This is a genomic window from Curtobacterium sp. MR_MD2014 (assembly GCF_000772085.1).
In the GTDB taxonomy this organism is placed as follows: domain Bacteria; phylum Actinomycetota; class Actinomycetes; order Actinomycetales; family Microbacteriaceae; genus Curtobacterium.
Genome location: NZ_CP009755.1, coordinates 2,008,435 through 2,027,308 on the forward strand (window position 1 = coordinate 2,008,435; position 18,874 = coordinate 2,027,308).

Here is an 18,874-nt window from a genome sequence, read left to right on the forward strand (position 1 = left end):
GCCGGATGACCGCCACGCTCGTCGCCAAGGACCTCGCCGGCGGGTACGCCGCCCGCACGCTCTTCGAGGGCCTCGACCTCACCGTCGCCCCGGGTGACGTGATCGGCCTGGTCGGTGTGAACGGGGCGGGCAAGTCCACGCTCCTCCGCCTCCTCGCCGGCGTCGACGAGCCCCTCGCCGGGACGGTGTCGACGAACCCGCCGGACGCCTTCGTCGGCTGGCTCCCCCAGGAGCACGAGCGCATCACCGGAGAGTCGGTCGCGGCGTACGTCGCCCGGCGCACGGGCTGCGCCGACGCCACGGCCGACATGGACCGTGCTGCCGAGGCCCTGGGCGACCCGGACGGCGGCGACGCGGCGGCCGACCGGTACTCCACCGCGCTGGAACGCTGGCTGGCGTCCGGTGCCGCCGACCTCGAGGAGCGGCTGCCCGTCGTGCTCGCCGAGCTCGGGCTGGAGGCGACCCCGGACGGCTCCGGCGTCGGCCCGGACTCGCTGATGACCGCGCTGTCCGGCGGACAGACCGCCCGGGTCGGCCTGGCCGCCCTGCTGCTCTCCCGCTTCGACGTCGTGCTGCTCGACGAGCCGACGAACGACCTCGACCTGGACGGGCTCGACCGACTCGAGCAGTTCGTCCGGGGGCTGCGCGGCGGTGCCGTCATGGTCAGCCACGACCGCGAGTTCCTCGCCCGATCGGTGACCGCCGTGCTCGAGCTCGACCTGGCGCAGTCGTCGCACCGGCTGTTCGGCGGCGGCTACGAGGCGTACCTCGAGGAACGCGAGATCGCCCGGCAGCACAAGCGCGACGCGTACGACGAGTACGCCGCGACGAAGGCCGACCTGGTCTCACGCGCACGGACGCAGCGCGAGTGGTCGAGCCAGGGCGTGCGGAACGCGATGAAGAAGAACCCCGACAACGACAAGATCCGCCGCCGGGCGGCGAGCGAGTCGAGCGAGAAGCAGGCGCAGAAGGTCCGGCAGATGGAGTCACGCATCGCCCGGCTCGACGAGGTCGAGGAGCCCCGCAAGGAGTGGCAGCTCGCCTTCACCATCGGCAGTGCCCCGCGGTCCTCGGCCGTCGTCGCCACGCTGTCCGACGCCGTCTACGAGCAGGGCGACTTCACCCTCGGGCCGGTGTCGCTGCAGGTCTCCGGTGGCGACCGGATCGGCATCACCGGCCCGAACGGCGCCGGCAAGTCGACCCTGCTCCGCGCCCTGCTCGGCAGGACGGCGCCGACGAGCGGTTCGGCGTCGCTGGGCTCCAGCGTCGCGATCGGCGAGGTCGACCAGGCCCGCGCGGCGTTCACGGGCGAGCAGCCCCTCGCCGCGGCGTTCGAGGAGCTCGTCCCCGAGATGACCACCGCCGACGTCCGGACCCTGCTCGCCAAGTTCGGGCTGAAGGCGGAGCACGTCGGTCGCCCGTCCGCTGCGCTCTCACCCGGTGAGCGGACTCGTGCCGGCCTCGCGCTGCTGCAGGCCCGCGGTGTGAACGTGCTCGTGCTCGACGAGCCGACGAACCACCTCGACCTGGCTGCGATCGAACAGCTCGAGCAGGCCCTGGAGTCCTACGACGGCACCCTGCTGCTCGTCACGCACGACCGGCGGATGCTCGACACCGTCCGACTGGACCGGCGCTGGCGGGTCGAGGCGGGTCGCGTCACCGAGGTGTGACGGGACGGCGGGGAGGCCCGTGGTGGACCCGTCGAGCGTCTCCTGAGACACGCTCACGGCCGCGATCTGGTGAACTGGGTGCGGGAGGGGACACATGCGACGCAGGACCTGGGGCATCACGATCGCCGCGGTGGCGGCAGCGACGCTGGCCGCGGTGGGGATCGGCGCGGCCGTGCAGCAGCCGGGACCGGCGGCCACGACCGCCGCACGGGCGACGTCGGTGCCGACCCGGACGGCCACCCCGACGCCGACACCGAGGCCGACGCTGCCCGCGATCCCGGCTGCCGCGTCCGACGCCGAGCTCGCGGCACTCCCCCTGGCGTTCCACGACGCGGTCGTCCCGGAACTCCTCGACGGCAGCACCGTCCGACCGGACAACCAGTGGCAGATCGCCACCCCGAAGCAGCGCCTCGTCGCGCTCTACGCCGCCCCCTCGGCGGATGCGCGCCCCGTCGCCACACTCGCCTCGACGGTCTCCACGATCGAGACGCCCGCAGCGACCGCCGTCTGGGGCCGGTCGGACGGGGAGGACGGCGGCATGGTCCTCGTGTCGACCCCCGCCCGGAACCGCACGCCCGGCGACGGCGGCGACCCGACCGCGCCGAGCGCCACCTTCGCGTGGGCGCGTGCGTCGGACTTCTCGATCGCGTCGGTCGACCGGATGGTCCGCGTGGACGTCGCCGCGTCGACGGTGTCCGTCGTGCACCAGGACGACTCGGTGTCGGCGTCGGAGCCCGCCCGCCTGGGGACCCCGGACGACCCCACACCCACCGCGACCGCGACGTACGTCGAAGCCGCCTACGTCGATGCGCGCGTGATCTACACGCAGGGCAACCCGATCATCCTGACCGGGGCGCACTCGTCACGCATCCCGCAGTACGGCGGCAACGCGGCCCTCACCGCCCTGCACTACTACCCGGACCCGAACGGCAGCTCGCACGGGTGCGTCCGGATCTCCGCGGCGATGACGAAGACGCTGGCCGAGCTGCCCGTCGGGACCGCGATCTGGTTCACCTGACGTCGGTCACCGGCCGGTGGCGAGCCCCAGGCGCTCCACGACGTCGGCGCTCTCCTCGTCGGGCGAGCGCTCGGCCGACACGGTCAGGTGCGCCTCGTCCGGCTGCGGCGGCTCGAGCGTCGCGAGCTGCGAGGCGAGCAACGACGTCGGCATGAAGTGCCCGGCACGTGCGGACATCCGCTGCTCGACGAGGGCGGGGTCGCCGGCGACGTGCACGAACACCACGCCGGGCGCCCGGAGCACGTCGCGGTAGGAGCGCTTCAGCGCCGAGCAGGTGACGACCCCGGGGGCGTCGTCGGCCAGGTGCGACCGGATCCACTCCGCGATCGTCCCGAGCCACGGCCAGCGGTCCTCGTCCGTGAGCGGGGTGCCCTCCTCCATCTTCGCGACGTTGGCGGGCGGGTGCATGTCGTCGCCCTCCGCGAACTCCCACCCGAGCCGCGCTGCGACCGTCGCGGCGAGCGTCGACTTGCCGGAGCCGGAGACCCCCATCACCACGAGGACGCGCGGCTCGGTGCCGTCGGTGCCGACCGGAGCGTCGTCGGTCGCCGCCATCAGAAGAACACCCCCGCGATGAGCACGCCGACCAGACCGATGACCGAGATGAGGCACTCGAGCACCGTCCACGTCTTGAACGTCTGCCCGACCGTGGTGCCGAGGTAGCCCTTGACGAGCCAGAAGCCCGCATCGTTGACGTGCGACAGGAACACCGACCCGGCGCCGATCGCCAGCACGAGCAACGAGGTCTCCGGCGTGGACAGGTCGGCTGCGATCGGCGCCATGATGCCGGCGGCGGTGACGGTCGCGACGGTGGCGGAACCGGTGGCGACGCGGACGAGGGCGGACACCACCCACGCGACGAGCAGGACCGAGATGCCGGACTCCTGCACCGCGTCGGCGATCACCCCGCCGATGCCGGTGTCGATGAGCACCTGCTTGAAGCCACCGCCCGCGCCGACGATGAGCAGCACGCCGGCGACCGGGGGCAGCGCGTCCTCGAGGGACTTCGCAACGGCGCTCCGGTCCATGCCGCCGCCGATCGCGAAGAAGACCATGGCGAAGACGGTGGCGATCCCGATGGCGATCATCGGGGTACCGAGGAAGTCGAGCAGCGACACCCAGCCGCCCGCGGCGTCGGGGGCGACCGCCTCGCGGACCGCCTGGGCGAGCATGAGCACGACCGGCAGCAGGATGCCGACGAGCGCGACGGCGAACGACGGGCTGCGCGGTTCGCTGATGACGCGGGTGAAGTCGCTCTTGCCGTTCGGCAGGGACGCGGTGTCCTGCGTGGCGGGGCCGCGACGCGCCTCCCGGCCGGCGTGCGCGGGGTCCGACGGCCCCGAGCCACCGCTGCCGGACGTGCCGGAACCGCGCGAGCCGAACATGTCCGGTGCGGGGATGTCGACCCAGCGGGCCGCGAAGCGCGCGAAGACGGGACCGGCCAGCACGATCACCGGGATCGCCAGGACGATGCCGAACGCGAGCGTCGTGCCGAGGTTCGCGCCGACCGTCGAGACCGCGACGAGCGGGCCGGGGTGCGGCGGCACGAAGGCGTGCATGGTGGAGAGGCCGACCAGGGCGGGCACCGCGATCTTCATGATCGGGACACCGCTGCGCTTCGCGACCAGCACGATGATCGGGATGAGGAGCACCAGGCCGACCTCGAAGAACATCGGGAGGCCGATCAGCGCGCCGATGAGCGCCATCGTCCACGGCAGCGCGGCCTTCGACGAGCGACGGACGAGGGTGTCGACCACGCGGTCGGCGGCCCCGGAGTCGACGAGCATCCGACCGAACATCGACCCGAGGCCCACCAGGATGCCGACGCTCGTCATCGTCGACCCGAAGCCGGTGCCGAAGCTCGTGACCGTCTTGTCGGGCGCCAGACCCGCACCGATCCCGACCCCGAGCGCGCCGATCGTCAGCGCGACGAACGGGTGCACCTTGAGCCAGGTGATCAGCACGATGATGACGACGATGCCGAGCAGCGCCGCGACGATGAGCTGACCGATCGGACCGGACGGGTCGACGGTCTGCGTGCCGCCGCCCTCCGCGGCCAGGACCGTGAGGCCGTGCACCGCGTCGGCCGCCGCGGTTCCTCCGGTGGGTGCGTGAGGCATCTGTGCCCCTTCCTGGAGCCGCTGCCTCGCGGCTCCGTCGCCTTCGTGTGCGTGTCGTACGCTCCGGACGGCCGCTCGGCGCGGCCGCCCCCGGGTGTCCGATCGGGCACCCCAATAATCTGATAAATCAGACTGTACAACGATCCGCCGCGCGGCACCCGCCGTCCGGCGCATTCTGCCGCTTCGATGGAGTCCGCGTCACAGGGACGGGACCGTCACGCGCCGTCCGTCCCGCAGAGCACGACCGGAGGAACGATGACCACCGCCCGCGGCCTCCATGCCCACGTGCTCGAGACCCTCGGCCAGCGCATCGTCGACGGGGTGCTGCCCGCCGGCACCGTCGTCCGGCCGGAGCTCGTCGCATCCGAGTCCGGCGTCTCCCGCTCCGTCGTGCGCGAGGCCCTGCGCGTCCTGCAGTCCCTCGGCCTGGTCGAGCCCCGGCAGCGGGTCGGCACGCAGGTGCTCCCCGTGTCGTCGTGGGAGCTCCTGGCGCCGACCGTCATCCGGTGGCGCGGCGCCTCGCCCGCGTACTTCGTGCAGCAGCGGGAGCTGCTCGAGCTCCGTCTCGGGGTCGAACCCGTCGCAGCGGCCCTCGTCGCGGGGAACGCCGGAGCGTCCGGCGACACCGGGCTGTCCGGCGACACCGGGCTGACCGGCGACACCGGCTCGCCCGGTCAGGCGGTCCTGCTCGCGGCGCGGGACATGCTCGACGCCTGGGGCCGGGAGGACAGTCGCGCCTACCTCGAGGCCGACGTCCGCTTCCACCGCGCACTCCTGACCGGGTCGGGCAACGCCGTGTTCACGCACTTCGCCGGCACCGTCGAGGCACTCCTGCGGACGCGGACGTCGGAGTCGCGGGACACCATCTCCCGCTGGACCCGCGACGCCGCGGTCCGTCACGAGGCGGTGGCGCTCGCCGTGGTCGCCGGGGACGCCGCCGCTGCCGGCGAGGCGGCCACGGCGCTGCTGCGCGTGACCCGTGACGAGTTCATCGCCGAGGCGCCGAGCGCCTGACGCCCGGCGTACCGGGCGGAACCGGGCGTACCTGACGTACCGGGCGTACCTGGCAGAACCGGGCGTACCTGGCAGAACCGGGCGTACCTGACGTTCCCAGAGCACCAGGGACGCCCGGAACGACCAGCCATCGCACACGTCATGGGAAGGATCGGGCAGCCGGGAGGCTCGGGGCCACCCCGCCACGCGCCTCCCGCCCGGCGCCGCCCGACACCGACGGGCCCGCACCCGTGCAGGAGGCCGCAGGATGCTCGAGACGCCGCACGGATGGCGAGACGCCGCGATCCGGGCGGCGTCTCGCGCACGTCGAGGGCGCTCCGCGCCGACGCCGGCGTCTCGCGCACGTCGGACACCGCTTCGACGGCGCAGCCTCGGACCGCTCGCGTCAGCGCCCGGCGCGCGCGAACAACCGCGGGCCGCGCAGGCGCAGCCGCATCGTGACGGTGCCGAGCCAGCGGTCGTACTTGTAGCCGACCTTGCCCATGCGGCCGACCTCCTCGAAGCCGAGTCGCTCGTGCAGCCGGATCGAGGCCTCGGCCTGCCGGTCGGCGATCACGGCGATGACCTCGCGGACGCCGGCGGCACGGCACTCCGCGAGCAGCGCCTCCATGAGGGCCCGTCCGAGACCCTTCCCGCCCGACGCGGCACCGAGGTAGATCGAGTCCTCGACCACGTGGTTCGACCGGTCGCGGGGGTTCCAGGGGTCGACCAGGGCGTAGCCGAGGATCTGCCCCGAGGGGTTCTCGGCGACGAGGAACGGCAGCCCGCGCCGGCGCACCTCGTCGTAGCGCTGCTTCCAGCGGGCGAAGGTGAACGCCGACGGGTCGAAGGTCACCGACGAGTTCCGGACGTAGTGCGTGTGGATCTCGCGCACGTCCGGCAGGTCCCGCGGGTCGGCGGCCCGGATCGTGTACGAGAACGTCGCCTCGGCGGGCACGGGCGCACGCAGGTGTCGCGGCAGGACACGACGGCGCTGGTATTCCTCCTCGAGCACGGTCCGAGCCTACGGGCTGCGATGCGCCCGGGTCCATCGCACCACGGGGGGGGGTCAGGCGGGGAGCGTCCAGTCGACCGGGTCGGCGCCCTGCTCGCGGAGCAGCGCGTCGACCTGCGAGAACGGCCGGCTGCCGAAGAACCCGCGGGAGGCGCTGAGCGGGGACGGGTGCGCCGACGCCACGACCGGGGTGTCGCCGAGCAACGGGCGGACCGACGCGGCCTGGGCGCCCCACAGGACGGCGACGAGGGGCTTCCCCCGCGCGACGAGCGCACGGACGGCCTGGTCGGTGACGGCCTCCCAGCCCTTGCCGCGGTGGCTGCCGGCGGCACCGGCCTCGACGGTCAGCACCCGGTTGAGCAGGAGCACGCCCTGCTCCGACCACGCCCGCAGGTCGCCGTGCGGCGGGGGCGTCACCCCGAGGTCGTCGTGCAGCTCGCGGTAGATGTTCGCCAGGCTGCGCGGGACCGGTCGCACGTGCGGGTCGACGGCGAAGGACAGCCCGATCGGGTGTCCGGGTGTCGGGTAGGGGTCCTGGCCGACGACGAGCACCTTCACGTCGTCGAACGGCTGCGTGAAGGCACGCAGCACGACGTCACCGGCCGGCAGGTAGTGCCGACCCGCGGCGACTTCGTCGCGGAGCCAGTCGCCCATCCGGTGCACGTCGGCCTCGACCGGTGCGAGGGCCTCGGCCCACCCGGGGTCGACGAGGTCGCGCAGCGGGTGCGGGCGCACAGAGGTCAGGCGCCCATGGTCGCGACGGAGACGGACTCGTCGCCGGCGACCACGCGCCAGACGCTGCCCGACCCGCGGACCTCGAGCGCACCCTCGCCGACGACCAGCGCGGTGTCCTCGTCGATCGCGAGCCCGGCCGTGACGAACTCCGCCTCGGCCGCCGCGACGAGCCGGGCCAGCGTGCCGGCCTGCACGGCGTGGACGTCGATCGTCAGGTCGACCAGCCCGAGCCCCTCGCGGAGCTCGACCTCGTCGAGGCCCTCGGACGACCCCTGCGGGCAGACCTCGACGCCGCCGATGCGCCACCCGCCCACGAGCGCCCGGTCTGCGGCGACCATCGCGCCGGCGGAGTAGCCGAGGTACGGCAGCCCGTCGGAGACGAGGAGCCGGATCTGGTCGACGAGGGGCTGGATCGCGTCGAGGTACGCCGGGGTGACCCCGCCGCCGATCACGAGCGCGTCCACGTCGCTCAGCACCGTCGTGGCGAAGCCCTCGCCCGCGGCGACCTCGGTCACCAGGACCTCGGCCTGTCGGGCGCCACCGAGGACCTCGGCGATGTCGGCGGTCGACGACGGGGCGGCACCGGACGGGCCGGTCACGGAGAGCAGGGCGATCCGGGGCACGCTCCGGCCGACCGCGGCGGAACGCGCGGCGGCCTCGGCCAGGAACGGGGCGGCGACGTCGGCCGCGACGAGGGGACCCCCGCCGACGAGGTATATGCTCACGACTCGGCCGTCACCGGGGCGAGGGCGCTCCACGGGAAGGTGATCCACCCGTCGACACGACGCCACACGTGGTCGGGCTCGAGCACGGTGCCGGGCTTCGAGTACAGGCAGGCGCTCCGCACGTCGGCGCCGGCGTTCCGGATGATGTCGACCACCAGGCGCAGGGTGCGGCCGGAGTCGGAGACGTCGTCGACCACCAGGACGCGCTTGCCCGCCAGGCTCGGCGCGTCGAGGGCGGGCGAGAGGATGACCGGCTCGTCGAGACGCTGCTCGACGTCGGTGTAGAACTCGACGTTGATCGAGCCGCACTCCTTGGTGCCGAGCGCGTACGCCACGGCGCCGGCGATGATGAGCCCGCCGCGCGCGACCGCCACGACGACCTCGGGCTCGAAGCCGGAGGACAGGACGTCCTTGGCGAGCAGCCGCGCCGCGTCACCGAACTCCAGCCAACCGAGCACCTCGGGCCCGCTCGTCACGGTCACGGTCGAGGGAGCCTGCGCGGCTTGCCCGGGTTCGCTGCTGATCGGCATCCGCCCACGGTACCGGCAGGGAGCCACCCGCCGCGACCCGCGCCCGGACACCGCGCGCGCCGGGACCGGCGCACGGGCCCGGACGGGCCCCGTGTCAGCTCCGGGGCGTCAACGGCCCGCGGGCGAGCTTGTGCTGTGCCGACTGCGCGACCGGTCGCACCGTCACCAGGTCGAGGTTGACGTGCGCCGGCAGCTCGACCGCGTGCACGACGGCCTCGGCGACGTCCTCGGCGACGAGCGGCCCCGGCACGTCGGTGTACACCGCCTCGGCCTTCTCGCGGTCGCCCCGGAAGCGCGTCAGGGCGAACTCGTCGGTCTTGACGAGCCCGGGCGCGATCTCGACCACGCGCAGCGGCTCGCCGTTCAGCTCGAGCCGCAGGGCGCCGACCAGGGCGTGCTCGGCGAACTTGGCGGCGTTGTACCCGCCGCCGTTCTCGTAGGCCACGTGTCCCGCGGTGCTCGTCACGGTCACGATGTCCGCGACCCCGGCCGTGGCCGCACGGCGCCGGAGCTGCGGCAGCAGGGCGGCGGTGACCCGCTTCGTGCCGATGACGTTCACCTCGAACATGGCGCGCCAGTCGTCCACGTCGGACTCCTCGACGCTCGCCGACCCGAGTGCTCCGCCGGCGTTGTTCACGAGTACGTCCGCGCCGCCGGCCTCGTCCACCCGGGCGGCGAGCGCCGCGACGGCGTCGGCGTCGGTGACGTCCGCGACCAGGAACGACGCCCCGGTCTCCGCGGCGAGCGCCTCGAGCCGGTCCTGACGACGGGCGACGGCGAGCACCTGCCAGCCGCGCTCGCGGAACAGCCGGACGGTGGCAGCACCGATGCCGGAGCTCGCCCCCGTGACGACGGCGAGCCGCTCGGTGGTGTCGGGTCGACCGGTGTCGGGACGTGCTGCCATGGCTTCCTCCAGTGGGTGTCGGCACCACCGTACCGACCCGTCGAGGTCACGATCCGGTAACGTGACCGGCCATGACGACGGACGCCGCTCCCCCCGCGCCCTCGGCTCCTGCGACGCCGCTCGAGCCGGGCCGGTCGCCGCGACGCATCCCGATGTGGGACACGGCTCGGTTCGTCGCCGTCACGCTCGTCGTGATCGGTCACGCGATCCAGCGGCAGACGGCCGGCAGCGAGCACGCCCTCGCGCTCTACACCTTCATCTACGCGTTCCACATGCCCGCGTTCGGCGTCATCAGTGGGTACTTCTCGTCGGCGGCGACCCCGACCGCAGAGCGGATGCGGCGGACCTTCACGGACATCGTGGTGCCGTACATCGTCATGCAGACGATCTGGACGGTGGTGCAGGCGATCGTCGAGGGCGGCAAGGAGTTCAACCCGACGAAGCCGACCTGGACGCTGTGGTTCCTGCTCGCGCTGGGGATCTTCCGGCTGATCCTGCCCTACCTGGCGATCCTGCGGTGGCCGCTCGTCTGGGCCGTGGTGCTCAGCGTCGGCGTCGGGTACCTCGACAACGTCGACTCGACGTTCTCCCTGGGACGCGCGATCAGCCTGCTGCCGTTCTTCCTGCTCGGGTGGCAGGTCAAGCAGTGGGGGGTGTTCGACCGCTGGTACGAGGCCCCCCGCCGGGTCGTGGTCCGTCTCCGCGCGGCCGCGGTCGTCGTCTTCGCGGTGTGGGCGGCCGCGTGCGTGCTGTTCATCCCGCAGTTCAAGGGCTTCGACCTGCACCACTGGTTCTTCTACGACGACTCGTACTCCGGGCTCGGCGAGGACGCCTGGTGGGCCGGCGGTGTCCGCCTCGGCCTGGTGCTGCTCGCCACCGTGCTGACGGCGTCGTTCCTGCTGCTCGTGCCCCGCAGGACGGTCTGGCTCACCCGGTTCGGCGCAGCGACCATGTACGTCTACCTGCTGCACACGTTCGTGCTCTACCCGATCCGCGAGTCCGGCGTCCTGGCCGGGGAGCACTCGGCGTGGCCGTACGTGCTGCTCATGGTCGCCGTGGCGTGCGCGGTGAGCCTGTTCCTCGCGCAACCGTTCGTGCGGCGCGGCATGCGCTGGCTGCTCGAGCCGAACGTCGACTGGCTGTTCCGCCGGGAGCCCGTCGAGCACTGACCGCTCAGCGGGCGAGTGCCCGGAGCGCGACCACGACCTCGACGAGGAAGTCGTCGACCTCGTCGCAGTCGTACCCGGACTTCATCCGGGTCCGACGGAAGCGCCAGGTCGTCCACGTCGTCCTGCGAGTACCCGTTCCGGAACACCGTCGGCTGGAACTTCTTGTCCGCCACGTCCTGAGCGCGCACGACGCCCCCCTCTCGTCCCGTCCGATCCTGCCAGGCGGGGCCGACGCGTCCGGCCGGGAGGCACGGCGCACCGCACCGCGCCGCTCCCGTCCCTCGGCTGGTCGCGTCGGCTCCACGGACGCGCGCCGCGCACGCGCGTTACGTTGCGAGGCGGCCCCGCTGGTGCCCGCCCCGCCACCTGCGTAGCGTGACGGACGTCGCGACGACGCCCCGGGCCTCCCGGTCGTCCGCGGCGACGCCATGACGGACCGAACCCGACAGGAGCCCCGATGAGCACGAACGACGCAGCCGCCTGGCGGTTCGAGACGACGCAGGTCCACGCCGGCGCGCAGCCGGACCCGACCACCGGCGCACGGGCCACGCCGATCTACAGGACGACGTCGTACGTGTTCGAGAACTCGGACCACGCCCGCGACCTGTTCGCGCTGGCGCAACCGGGCAACATCTACTCGCGGATCATGAACCCGACGAACGACGTCGTCGAGCAGCGCATCGCCGCGCTCGAGGGCGGTACGGGCGCGCTGCTGGTGTCGAGCGGTCAGGCGGCCGAGACGTACGCCGTGCTGAACATCGCGGGGGCCGGTGACCACATCGTCTCGTCGTCGTCGATCTACGGCGGCACGTACAACCTGTTCAAGTACACGCTGGCGAAGCTCGGCATCGAGACGACGTTCGTCGAGGACCAGGACGACCTCGAGGAGTGGCGTCGCGCCGTCCGCCCCAACACGAAGCTCTTCTTCGCCGAGACGATCGGCAACCCGCGGATCAACGTGCTCGACATCGCGGGCGTCAGCAGCGTCGCGCACGAGTCCGGCCTGCCGCTCATCGTCGACAACACGATCGCGACGCCGTTCCTCATCCGGCCGTTCGAGCACGGTGCCGACATCGTGGTGCACTCGGCGACGAAGTTCCTCGGCGGCCACGGCACCGTCATCGGCGGCGTGATCGTCGACGGCGGACGGTTCGCCTGGTCGGAGCACGCCGACCGCTTCCCGGAGTTCAACTCCCCCGATCCCTCGTACCACGGCGCGGTGTTCGCGCAGGCGGTCGGCAACGAGCTCGCCTACGTCGTGAAGGCCCGGGTGCAGCTGCTCCGCGACCTCGGCGCGTCGAACTCGGCGGACACGGCGTTCGCGCTGCTCCAGGGCATCGAGACGCTGTCGCTGCGCATGGAGCGGCACGTGGCGAACGCCCAGGAGATCGCGGAGTGGCTCGACCGGCACCCGGAGGTGGCCTCCGTGTCGTACGCCGGGCTGCCGACGTCGCCCTGGTACGCGGCGGCGAACCGGTACGCGCCGCGCGGTGTCGGTGCCGTGCTGTCGTTCGAGCTCAAGGGCGGGGTGCCGGCCGGCAAGGCGTTCGTCGACGAGCTGCGGCTGTTCTCGCACCTGGCGAACATCGGCGACGTGCGCTCCCTCGTCATCCACCCGGCGTCGACGACGCACTCGCAGCTCACGCCCGAGCAGCAGCTCACCACCGGGGTCACCCCGGGCCTGGTGCGGCTCTCGGTCGGCATCGAGAACGTCGAGGACCTCCGTGCGGACCTCGAGGCGGGGCTCGCGGCGGCGCGGGCCGTCTCGCAGGAGGGCCAGCGGGCGTAGCGCCCCGGCCCGGCCCGTACCCCTCGCGGAGCACGCGCCGGTGACGCGCCGGGCATGACGTAACACGGCGGAGGTGGGGCGTGCCTCCCGGCAGACTGGACACGATGGACTGGCAGACGATCCCCGAGGACTCGGTCCCGTCCACCCTCGTGCCCGGGACCGAGCTCGGGACGCTCGGCAAGCCGCCCGTGACCGGCGCCTGGCGTCCCGGCGACCACCCCGGCTCCCGGCGGTTCGCCGCGCTCGGCGAGCAGTGGGTGCGCGGCGGACGGATCCCGTCGGTGCGGGTGGCCTACGAGACGTGGGGCGAGCTGGACGCCGCGCGCAGCAACGCGGTGCTGCTCCTGCACGCCATGACCGGCGACTCGCACGTCACCGGTCCGGCCGGACCCGGGCACCGCACGGCGGGCTGGTGGGGCGACGTCGTCGGACCGGGCCTGGCGATCGACACCGACCGGTGGTTCGTCGTCGCCTCGAACATGCTGGGCGGGTGCCAGGGCACGACCGGCCCGTCCTCGGTGGCGCCGGACGGCGTCGAGTGGGGGTCACGCTTCCCGTTCGTGACCGTCCGCGACCAGGTCGCGGTCCAGGTGCAGCTCGCCGACGCGCTCGGCATCGACGTCTTCGCCGCCGTCGTCGGCGGCTCGATGGGCGGCATGCACGCGCTCGAGTTCGCGGTGGCGCACCCCTCCCGGGTCGCCCGGCTCGCGGTCCTGGCGTCGACCGCCCAGACCACGGCGGACCAGATCGCCGCGAACTCGCTGCAGCGTGCCGCGATCCAGACCGACCCCGCGTACGCCGGTGGTGACTACTTCGAGGCGGCGGTCGGCGAGGGACCGCACCGCGGGCTGTCGCTCGCGCGGCGGATGGCACTGATGACCTACCGCGCGCCGGACGAGCTCAACGGGCGGTTCGCGCGGTCGTGGCAGAGCGACGTCTCCCCGCTCGGCGACGACGGTCGGTTCTCGGTCGAGAGCTACCTCGACTTCCACGGCAACCGGTTCACCCGGCGGTTCGACGCCTCGTCGTACGTCGCGCTCACGCACGCGATGGACTCGCACGACGTCGGGGCCGGGCGCGGCGGGGTGACGGCGGCGCTCGCGGCGGTGACCGCCAGGACGCTGGTCGTCGGGGTGTCGAGCGACCGCCTGTTCCCGCTCGAGGACCAGCACCGGATCGCGGCGGGGATCCCCGACACACTGGACGGGGGCCGGGCCGCGGTGCTCGACAGCGAGTTCGGACACGACGGCTTCCTCATCGAGCACGAGGCGGTCGGGGCGCACCTGCGACGGCTGCTCGACTGAACGGCCCGGTACGGGCGCGGTACGGGCGCGGCGCGCCCGGCGCACCCGCGGACCGATCTGTCCACGTCCGCGTGCCGAACACCCCACAACGGGTGGGCCGCGTGGAATGATGGCGACGGGTACCCCGCCCGCGGGGTCCGGCGAACCACCGGACCCGACCGAACCGACGTCACCACCAGGACACCGATGGACTTCATCGCACAGGAACGCGACCGCTTGCTGCGGTCGACGACCCGTGTCGTCGGCATCACCTGCGCCCTGGTCTCCGTCGTCGGCATCGTCAGCTCGCTCGCGGTCCCCCTGGTCCCCCTGCTCGGCGCACTCGCCTGCATCGCGGTGCTCATCGCGGCGCTGCTCGTCTTCGGCACCAACGGGTCGGTGTGGTGGACCGCCCTCGCACTCGCCTCGGGCCTCGGGGCCCTCGCGCTCCTGCTGCTCGGTGCCGACCCCGACGTGCGGTCCGTCGTCGCCAGCGCCGTCGTGCCGCTGGCGGCCGGGTCGTTGTCCGCCCCGCTGATGGCGCAGCGCGGCGCGCCGGTCGGGCTCGCGATGACGATCGTCGCCGGAGTCGCGGCCGTGGGCGCCGTCGTCTGGGCATCGGGCGGTCCGCTCTCCGGCCCGACCGCCGGTGTGGTGCTCGGCTGGGTGCTCGTCGCCGTGGTCTCGGTGTGGATCGCGCGCAGCATCCCCCGCGTCGCCCGGCGCATCCAGAGCATCGGCACGGCGCACCGCGCGGAACGGCAGGCGAGCGAGACCGAGGCGCAGCGACGCCAGGGCGCCCGACTGCTGCACGACACCGTGCTCGCCACCCTCACGCTCCTGGCCCACTCCGGGGTCGGCGTGTCCGAGCAGGCGATGCGCGAGCAGGCCGCCGAGGACGCCAGGCTCCTCCGGCACCTGCGACTCGGCGCGACCCCGCAGCCCCAGCAGTCCGGCGACTACTCGCTCACCCGCGTCGAGGAGTCGCCGCTCGGCCAGACCCTCGAGTCCGTCAAGCAGCGCTTCGGCCGGATGGGCCTCGAGGTCAGCTGGCACGGCACCGGTCAGGTCCTGCTGCCGTCGAACGTGCTCGACGCGTTCCTGCTGGCCCTCGGCGAGTGCCTCGAGAACGTCCGGCGCCACGCCGGCGTCGGCGAGGCGCACGTCACGATCGTCCACGACCAGGAGACCGTCCGCGCGATGGTGACCGACGCCGGTGTCGGCTTCGACCTCGACGCGGTGAGCGCGGAGCGCCTCGGCTACAAGGAGAGCGTCGTCAACCGCCTCCGCGAGGTCGGTGGCGACGCCAAGCTCTTCTCCGCCCCGGGATCGGGCACCACCGTCGTCCTGGAGGCTCCCCGATGACCCGCGTCCCCGAGGACACCATCAACCGCGGGCTCCCGGGCGAGACCGTGCAGCCGGCACCGCGCACCCGACGCGAAGCGCGCGAGCGCTACCGGGGCAGCGAGCGACGGCAGGCCCGCGGGCTCCCCTCGACCTCGACCGGTGCCCGTTCGCTCCGGCAGGCCGCCAAGCCCGGTGCGTCGCTCGGAGCCGGCTACCTCGGCCTCGGCGCCGCGGTCCTCACCGCGATCGAGGCCGTCGCCGGCATCGTCTTCTTCCTGGTCCGGCTGCCGGACTACGCGAACCCGTGGCTGCCCGCCGGCGCCTGGGCGCTGTACCTGGTCGCGGCGATCGGCGTCGGCCTCAGCCTGATGACCTACGGCGAGCGGCTCACCGGCACCGCGTTCGCGCTGATCTGCGCCGTCCTGGCGTGCGTCGTGACACTCGACTTCGTCGGGATCCTCCCCGAGCACGACATCGCGCACACCGCCAGCGCCTCGGTCGCCGCCGGCTTCGCCCTGCTCCCGGTGGCGACGCTCCGGCCCGCGCGCGAGGTCGCCGCCGCCATCGCGGTGCTCGGTCTCGGGTTCGCCGTGATGGCGGCCGTGTCGACGCCGATCACCCCGGCGACCCTGCCGGGCATCGTCTCGCTGCTGGCGCTCGTGGTGGTCCCGCCGTCGATCGCACTGTTCGTGGTGCACCGCTTCCGCCAGCTCGTGCAGCGCGAGCTGGACCGGGTGCTCGTGCAGAGCAACGTCCAGGCGCCGCAGTTCGCCGTCGGGATGCTCGCGTCGGACGAGCTCGCCCGGCTCGACCTGGCCGCCGAGAAGCTCCTCGACGCCGTCGCGAACGGCTCGGACCCGCTGCCGCTCTCGGACGCCTCGGCCTCCGTCGCCGCGTCGCTGGCGACGGAGCTGCGCCTGCACCTCATCGAGGGACGCCGCGAGACGTGGCTGTACCACGCGATCACGGAGTCCGACCACCTCGGGCGCGCCGTCAGCGTGGCCGATCCGCAGTCCCTCGCCGGGCACCTCGGCCCCGCCCAGCGGGACGGCCTGCTGCAAGCCCTGTGGCAGATGGTCGGCGACGGTCGCCCCGCACAGCCGGGTGCCCCCGTCGTCTCGGTCACGCTCGGTCCGATCGGCTCCGACGGGCACCCGGTGTCCGACGAGCGCATGGACGTCCCGATCGTGTTCGAGTCGCGCGGGACCCCGCGCCGACGCCTCGGTCCGACCGCGTGGAGTGCCCTGCAGCGCATCGGCCCGTACACCGAGTCGTTCCGCGACGGCGTGCTCCGCGTCGTCTCGCACTGCGTCGTCGACCGACACCCGTCGATGTAGACGGGCGCGAACTGCCGGACACCCGGCCGACATCCCCAGCCCGGACGGTCCCGACACCTAGGATCGGCGTGCACCGCCTTCGAGAAAGGACGCCTGATGGCGACTCCAGAGCAACCGATCCGACTCGCACTGGTCGACGACCACCGGATGCTGCTCGGCGCGCTCACGGAGTGGATCCGCAGCGCCGCCGACGACATCACGCTCGTCGCCGCCGTCACGACCTGGCCGGAGCTCCTGACGAGCCCGGCGTTCCCGGTCGACGTGGTGCTGCTCGACCTCGACCTCAAGGACTCGATCCCGGTCTCGCTGAAGATCTCGACGCTCAAGACCGCCGGCGTGAAGACCGTCGTGATGAGCACGTACTCGGAGCCGAACGTCGTCCGCGAGGCCCTCGGCTCCGGCGCTCTCGGCTACCTCGTGAAGAGCGAGGACGCCGACATGATCGTCGAGGCGATCCGTGCCGCGCAGCGCGGCGAGCAGTACGTCTCCGCCGAGCTCGACCTGGCGATCAACAGCGGCGACGTCGGCGGCGTGCCGAAGCTCAGCGCGCAGGAGCGCCGCGTGATGGCGCTGTACGGCGGTGGCGAGCCCGTCAAGAGCGTCGCCTACCAGCTCGGCATCTCCGAGGAGACCGCGAAGAGCTACCTCAAGCGCATCCGCGAGAAGTACCGCGTCGCGGGCTTCGACGTCGGCACGAAGGTCGCGCTGCGGAAGCGTGCGATCACCGACGGCATCATCGTGCAGGACGGCAGCCCGGTCGGGCTGTAGTCGCTCCACACGACGGACGGGAGGCCCGTGGCGACACCGCCACGGGCCTCCCGTCCGTCGTGTGGGTGCGTCGACTCCGGTCAGACCGTCGGCACCGGCGCGGTGATCGGCCCGGTCGACGGCGACGACGACCGCAGGGCGGAGCGGCGATCCGTCCGCCGTTCGACGCCGTAGCTGACCATCGTCACGAGCAGACCGAGCAGCGCGAGGACGATACCGAGCCACGCGGGGGCCAGGAACCCGAACCCGGCTGCGATGACCGCTCCACCGAGCGCCGCGCCGAGCGAGTTGCCGATGTTGAACGCCGAGTGGTTCAGCGCCGCCGCGATGGTCCGAGCGTCGCCGGCGACGTCCATCAGGCGAGACTGCACCGCCGGCGGGATCGCCGACGAGGTCGCTCCGAGCAGGAACGCGCCGAGGAACACCCCCCAGACCCACTGGGCGGTGAAGACGGTCACGAGCAGGGCGCCGATGAGCGCGAGCATCCCGATGTAGATCGTCCGCTTGACGCTGTGGTCCGCCAGGTGCCCACCGAGGACCCCGCCGACGACCATGCCGAGGCCGACCACGACGAGCACGAGCGGCACCGCGGACTCGGGCAGCCCGGTGACGTTCTGCACGAGCGGCGAGATGTACGAGTAGACGGCGAAGAACCCGCCGAAGCCCACCGCACCGAGCCCCATCACGATCCAGAGCTGCGGCGATCGGAAGGCCCGGAGCTCCCGTCCGACGGTCGCGTGCTCGTCGGCGGCGCTCCGCGGGACGAAGGCCGCGACGGCGAGGAACGTCAGGGCGAAGAGCAGCGAAACGACGCCGTACGCGATGCGCCAGCCGGCGTTCTGCCCGATCCAGGTGATGGCGGGCACGCCGACGACGTTGGCGATCGACAGGCCGAGCATCACCATCGCGATGCCCTTGCCGCGCTTGCCCGGCCCCATGATCTCGCCCGCGACGATCGACGCGATGCCGAAGTACGCACCGTGCGGCAGACCGGCGACGAAGCGTGCGACGAGCACGAGCCCGAAGTTCGGCAGGACCGCACTCGCGACCGTGGCGACCACGAAGCCGACGAGGAGCACGAGGATCAGGCCCTTGCGCGGGAACGTGGCGGAGATCGCCGCGATCGTCGGCGCACCCACCACGACCCCCAGCGCGTAGGCGCTGACGAGCCAGCCGGCGTGCGCGACCCCGGCGGCGGGGTCGGCCGCGTACTGCGCGGGGAGCAGGGCTTCGGCGATGTTCGGCAGCAGGCCCATCGCGACGAACTCGGTCGACCCGATGGCGAAGCCACCGAGGGCGAGGGCGATGAGGGCGAACGCGCGCTGCGTCGGCGTGGTGAGCGTCATGCGACCTGTCTGGATCTGGGGGGGGGGAACGGGGGCGGGAGGACGGAGCCGGATCCCGGCTCGCTCGCCGGGACATCGACCGGATCGCCACGCCGCACGGCATGCACACGGTCCCGTTCCCGCCG

18 protein-coding genes and 1 pseudogene are annotated in these 18,874 nt (G+C 73.1%); 9 read left to right on the top strand and 10 right to left on the bottom strand.

The annotated features are described in order from the left end of the window. Positions 1-5 precede the first annotated feature (5 nt). Complete coding sequence (locus NI26_RS09245; protein WP_066654699.1) at positions 6-1,670, top strand: ABC-F family ATP-binding cassette domain-containing protein; 1,665 nt, start codon at positions 6-8, stop codon at positions 1,668-1,670. Between the two features lie 94 nt (positions 1,671-1,764). Continuing rightward, a complete protein-coding gene (locus NI26_RS09250; RefSeq protein ID WP_066654700.1) occupies positions 1,765-2,688 on the top strand; it encodes a L,D-transpeptidase in 924 nt (307 codons plus the stop codon). Between the two features lie 6 nt (positions 2,689-2,694). Here NI26_RS09250 and NI26_RS09255 read toward each other — a convergent pair whose 3' ends face one another. Both NI26_RS09255 and NI26_RS09260 read right to left on the bottom strand, forming a co-directional pair. After that, positions 2,695-3,243: a gluconokinase gene (locus NI26_RS09255; protein ID WP_066654701.1), complete on the bottom strand. Its 549-nt coding sequence runs from the start codon at positions 3,241-3,243 to the stop codon at positions 2,695-2,697. After that, complete coding sequence (locus NI26_RS09260; protein WP_235426337.1) at positions 3,243-4,808, bottom strand: GntP family permease; 1,566 nt, start codon at positions 4,806-4,808, stop codon at positions 3,243-3,245. Before NI26_RS09260 ends, NI26_RS09255 begins: the two co-directional genes overlap by 1 nt. A 255-nt stretch (positions 4,809-5,063) precedes the next feature. Here NI26_RS09260 and NI26_RS16545 point away from each other — a divergent pair, with 255 nt between their 5' ends. Next, positions 5,064-5,822, top strand: a complete 759-nt coding sequence (locus tag NI26_RS16545) for a FadR/GntR family transcriptional regulator (RefSeq protein ID WP_066654703.1) — start codon at positions 5,064-5,066, stop codon at positions 5,820-5,822. A 385-nt stretch (positions 5,823-6,207) separates the two neighbouring features. Here NI26_RS16545 and NI26_RS09270 read toward each other — a convergent pair whose 3' ends face one another. The 5 genes from NI26_RS09270 to NI26_RS09290 all read right to left on the bottom strand — a co-directional run bounded on the left by NI26_RS09270 (position 6,208) and on the right by NI26_RS09290 (position 9,710). Next, positions 6,208-6,816: a GNAT family N-acetyltransferase gene (locus NI26_RS09270; RefSeq protein ID WP_066654705.1), complete on the bottom strand. Its 609-nt coding sequence runs from the start codon at positions 6,814-6,816 to the stop codon at positions 6,208-6,210. 54 nt (positions 6,817-6,870) lie between these two features. Further along, complete coding sequence (locus tag NI26_RS09275; protein ID WP_081984910.1) at positions 6,871-7,551, bottom strand: uracil-DNA glycosylase; 681 nt, start codon at positions 7,549-7,551, stop codon at positions 6,871-6,873. 5 nt (positions 7,552-7,556) lie between these two features. After that, the gene (locus NI26_RS09280) at positions 7,557-8,276 is read right to left on the bottom strand and encodes a Type 1 glutamine amidotransferase-like domain-containing protein (protein WP_081984912.1); all 720 of its coding nucleotides are present in this window, start codon (positions 8,274-8,276) and stop codon (positions 7,557-7,559) included. Next, positions 8,273-8,806, bottom strand: a complete 534-nt coding sequence (locus NI26_RS09285) for a phosphoribosyltransferase (RefSeq protein WP_235426338.1) — start codon at positions 8,804-8,806, stop codon at positions 8,273-8,275. Before NI26_RS09285 ends, NI26_RS09280 begins: the two co-directional genes overlap by 4 nt. Positions 8,807-8,900: 94 nt before the next feature. Next, positions 8,901-9,710 carry an SDR family oxidoreductase gene (locus NI26_RS09290; protein WP_066654711.1) on the bottom strand — a complete coding sequence of 270 codons (810 nt, stop codon included), beginning with the start codon at positions 9,708-9,710 and terminating at the stop codon, positions 8,901-8,903. A gap of 71 nt (positions 9,711-9,781) precedes the next feature. On the opposite strand from NI26_RS09290, the gene NI26_RS09295 reads away from it, so the two are divergent. Continuing rightward, complete coding sequence (locus tag NI26_RS09295; RefSeq protein WP_066654713.1) at positions 9,782-10,879, top strand: acyltransferase family protein; 1,098 nt, start codon at positions 9,782-9,784, stop codon at positions 10,877-10,879. A gap of 4 nt (positions 10,880-10,883) precedes the next feature. On the opposite strand, the gene NI26_RS17340 is transcribed toward NI26_RS09295, so the two are convergent. Then, positions 10,884-10,964, bottom strand: coding sequence for a DivIVA domain-containing protein (locus NI26_RS17340; RefSeq protein WP_251155150.1), 81 nt, complete (start codon positions 10,962-10,964; stop codon positions 10,884-10,886). A 31-nt stretch (positions 10,965-10,995) separates the two neighbouring features. After that, positions 10,996-11,067 (bottom strand): annotated as a pseudogene (locus NI26_RS17280) (hypothetical protein); the annotation flags it as partial. 269 nt (positions 11,068-11,336) lie between these two features. On the opposite strand from NI26_RS17280, the gene NI26_RS09300 reads away from it, so the two are divergent. The 5 genes from NI26_RS09300 to NI26_RS09320 all read left to right on the top strand — a co-directional run bounded on the left by NI26_RS09300 (position 11,337) and on the right by NI26_RS09320 (position 17,403). Next, entirely contained in the window at positions 11,337-12,668 is a 1,332-nt protein-coding gene (locus NI26_RS09300; protein WP_066654715.1) for a bifunctional o-acetylhomoserine/o-acetylserine sulfhydrylase, read from the top strand. 104 nt (positions 12,669-12,772) lie between these two features. Next, complete coding sequence (metX, locus tag NI26_RS09305) at positions 12,773-13,972, top strand: homoserine O-acetyltransferase MetX (protein ID WP_066654720.1); 1,200 nt, start codon at positions 12,773-12,775, stop codon at positions 13,970-13,972. Between the two features lie 186 nt (positions 13,973-14,158). Further along, positions 14,159-15,316: a sensor histidine kinase gene (locus NI26_RS09310; RefSeq protein ID WP_066654721.1), complete on the top strand. Its 1,158-nt coding sequence runs from the start codon at positions 14,159-14,161 to the stop codon at positions 15,314-15,316. Beyond that, entirely contained in the window at positions 15,313-16,635 is a 1,323-nt protein-coding gene (locus NI26_RS09315) for a hypothetical protein (RefSeq protein WP_066654722.1), read from the top strand. The genes NI26_RS09310 and NI26_RS09315 overlap by 4 nt, the downstream gene beginning before the upstream one ends. A gap of 96 nt (positions 16,636-16,731) precedes the next feature. After that, positions 16,732-17,403 carry a response regulator transcription factor gene (locus NI26_RS09320; protein ID WP_066654724.1) on the top strand — a complete coding sequence of 224 codons (672 nt, stop codon included), beginning with the start codon at positions 16,732-16,734 and terminating at the stop codon, positions 17,401-17,403. A gap of 80 nt (positions 17,404-17,483) precedes the next feature. Here the strand turns inward: NI26_RS09320 and NI26_RS09325 are convergent, their stop codons facing one another. After that, positions 17,484-18,749, bottom strand: coding sequence for an MFS transporter (locus NI26_RS09325; RefSeq protein ID WP_066654725.1), 1,266 nt, complete (start codon positions 18,747-18,749; stop codon positions 17,484-17,486). Positions 18,750-18,874: the final 125 nt, after the last annotated feature.

Coding starts and splice junctions, on each gene's coding strand:
- NI26_RS16545 (WP_066654703.1), top strand. CDS start 5,064: ATGACCACCGCCCGCGGCCTCCATGCCCACGTGCTCGAGACCCTCGGC.
- NI26_RS09260 (WP_235426337.1), bottom strand. CDS start 4,808: ATGCCTCACGCACCCACCGGAGGAACCGCGGCGGCCGACGCGGTGCAC.
- NI26_RS09250 (WP_066654700.1), top strand. CDS start 1,765: ATGCGACGCAGGACCTGGGGCATCACGATCGCCGCGGTGGCGGCAGCG.
- NI26_RS09325 (WP_066654725.1), bottom strand. CDS start 18,749: ATGACGCTCACCACGCCGACGCAGCGCGCGTTCGCCCTCATCGCCCTC.
- NI26_RS09285 (WP_235426338.1), bottom strand. CDS start 8,806: ATGCCGATCAGCAGCGAACCCGGGCAAGCCGCGCAGGCTCCCTCGACC.
- NI26_RS09245 (WP_066654699.1), top strand. CDS start 6: ATGACCGCCACGCTCGTCGCCAAGGACCTCGCCGGCGGGTACGCCGCC.
- NI26_RS17340 (WP_251155150.1), bottom strand. CDS start 10,964: ATGAAGTCCGGGTACGACTGCGACGAGGTCGACGACTTCCTCGTCGAG.
- NI26_RS09320 (WP_066654724.1), top strand. CDS start 16,732: ATGGCGACTCCAGAGCAACCGATCCGACTCGCACTGGTCGACGACCAC.
- NI26_RS09300 (WP_066654715.1), top strand. CDS start 11,337: ATGAGCACGAACGACGCAGCCGCCTGGCGGTTCGAGACGACGCAGGTC.
- metX (WP_066654720.1), top strand. CDS start 12,773: ATGGACTGGCAGACGATCCCCGAGGACTCGGTCCCGTCCACCCTCGTG.
- NI26_RS09295 (WP_066654713.1), top strand. CDS start 9,782: ATGACGACGGACGCCGCTCCCCCCGCGCCCTCGGCTCCTGCGACGCCG.
- NI26_RS09290 (WP_066654711.1), bottom strand. CDS start 9,710: ATGGCAGCACGTCCCGACACCGGTCGACCCGACACCACCGAGCGGCTC.
- NI26_RS09310 (WP_066654721.1), top strand. CDS start 14,159: ATGGACTTCATCGCACAGGAACGCGACCGCTTGCTGCGGTCGACGACC.
- NI26_RS09255 (WP_066654701.1), bottom strand. CDS start 3,243: ATGGCGGCGACCGACGACGCTCCGGTCGGCACCGACGGCACCGAGCCG.
- NI26_RS09315 (WP_066654722.1), top strand. CDS start 15,313: ATGACCCGCGTCCCCGAGGACACCATCAACCGCGGGCTCCCGGGCGAG.